This window comes from Halomonas sp. 707D4 (genome assembly GCF_024158685.1).
Classification (GTDB): domain Bacteria; phylum Pseudomonadota; class Gammaproteobacteria; order Pseudomonadales; family Halomonadaceae; genus Vreelandella.
The window spans coordinates 1-2,000 of sequence record NZ_JAMZBD010000531.1; the positions used below are offsets into that span (position 1 = coordinate 1).

At 61.9% G+C, this 2,000-nt stretch carries 2 protein-coding genes; both read left to right on the forward strand.

Features of this window, described 5'->3' with window-relative positions:
• Nucleotides 1-210: 210 nt before the first annotated feature.
• The gene (locus BIS11_RS16205) at nucleotides 211-1,185 is read left to right on the forward strand and encodes a calcium/sodium antiporter (protein WP_253423700.1); all 975 of its coding nucleotides are present in this window, start codon (nucleotides 211-213) and stop codon (nucleotides 1,183-1,185) included.
• Nucleotides 1,186-1,381: 196 nt separating this feature from the next.
• A partial coding sequence (locus BIS11_RS16210) for a cytochrome ubiquinol oxidase subunit I (RefSeq protein ID WP_253586544.1) occupies nucleotides 1,382-2,000 on the forward strand: 619 nt, incomplete at its 3' end.

Here is a 2,000-nt window from a genome sequence, read left to right on the forward strand (position 1 = left end):
ATCGCCAGCGAAGGGCGTTTGATGACGTGGTTGTAACGCAATCGATTACTCTCAACGAAACCCGAAGGGCGATTGATACGCTGGCCGTCCGAGGCTGTCAAACCCGGCGACAGTGGGTCGAGGCGATTCGGTGCTTGACCTCGCTACTAGCTTAGACAACGATGCAGTCGCTTTCGTCGTGTTTATCCTCATGCTTGCCAAGGAGCCTTCATGCTGCTCGCCTTTCTAGCCGTCGCGATCGGGCTGGTACTACTTATCTGGAGCGCCGAGAAATTCATCGACGGCGCCGCGTCGCTGTCGAAGCTTCTGGGGCTGTCGCCGCTGCTGATCGGCATGCTGGTGATCGGTTTCGGCACCTCGGCCCCGGAAATGATGGTGTCGGTGCTTGCCGCGCTCCAGGGCAACCCTGGCTTGGCGGTGGGCAATGCCTACGGCTCGAATATCGCCAATATCGGCCTGGTGCTCGGCTTCGTCGCGCTCATGGCGCCATTGGCCGTGCATTCGAGCGTGATCCGCAAGGAGATGCCGCTTTTGGTCGGGGCGATGCTGCTCACCGGCTACATGCTCTTCGACGGCTGGGTGACGCGCATCGAGGCGAGCATTCTACTGCTGGCGCTGGCGCTTTTCATCGGTTTCAGCATCTGGCGCGCGCGCGCCCAGCAGGGCGATGCGCTGGAGGAGGAAGTGCTCGACAGTCTCGAGCAGGCGCCCATGTCGCGGGGCAAGTCGCTGTTCTGGACGCTGACGGGGCTGGTGCTGCTGGTCGTGAGCTCACGAATGCTGGTCTGGGGGGCGGTCGAGATCGCCACTGCCTTCGGGGTGAGCGACCTGATCATCGGCCTGACCGTGGTGGCGGTGGGTACTTCGCTGCCCGAGCTCGCCTCGAGCATCAGCGCCTTGCGGCGCGGCGAGCACGACCTGGTGCTGGGCAACGTGGTGGGGTCCAATCTCTTCAATAGCCTCGCGGTGGTAGGGCTTGCCGGCTTGATCGCGCCGATCGAGGCCGGGCGCGAGGTGCTGGTGCGTGACTGGAGCGTGATGACCTGCATGACGCTTCTGATGGTACTGTTCGCCTTCTCCTGGCGCGGACGACCGCGGCGCATCAACCGCGTGGAAGGTGGCGTGCTGTTTGCGCTGTTCATCGGTTACACCGGCTACATGGTGAGCCTCGTGGTGATGAGCTGAGCTATATCGAGTTTGCTTGATGTGCGTCATTGCGCCCCAGCATTGGCGCGCCGAGGGTCGTGTAACGCGTGCGGCCAGGGGCTAAGATGAGCCTGTGAGTAAAGACAAGCTTGGTCGAGCAGCGGGTGAACGGTGCCATGACCGAGTGTTGGTTACCCATGGGCGTTTCATCTTTCCCCGGTTTCAGGAGTGCGTTATGGAACTCGACCCCTTGATGCTTTCGCGAATACAGTTCGCGTTCGTCGTCTGCTTTCATGCCATCTTTCCCGTCTTCACCATCGGCCTTGCTTCGTATATCGCGCTCTTGCACGGCCTGTTCTTCAAGACCGAAAACCCCGCCTGGGACCGGCTGGCCGCCTTCTGGACGCGGGTGTTCGCGGTGGTCTTCGCCATGGGCGTGGTGTCAGGCATCGTGATGTCCTTCCAGTTCGGGACCAACTGGAGCAACTTCTCGCTGGCCGCCTCGAACTTCATCGGGCCGGTGCTGAGCTATGAAGTGGTCACGGCGTTCTTCCTCGAGGCGGCGTTTCTGGGTGTGCTGCTCTTTGGCCGCGGCAAGGTGCCCGAAGGCGTTCATCTCTTCGCGGCGATCATGGTCGCGGTAGGCACCTTCATTTCCGCGTTCTGGATTCTCTCGGCCAACAGCTGGATGCACACGCCGGCCGGCGTCGAGCTGATCGACAACCGCTTCCACGTCACTTCCTGGAGCGCGGCGATCTTCAATCCCTCCTTTCCCTACCGTTTCGCGCACATGGCGGTGGCATCGTTCATCACCGGCGGGTTCGTGGTGGCCGGCGTCAGCGCCTGGTTTTTGC

Coding starts and splice junctions, on each gene's coding strand:
- BIS11_RS16205 (WP_253423700.1), top strand. CDS start 211: ATGCTGCTCGCCTTTCTAGCCGTCGCGATCGGGCTGGTACTACTTATC.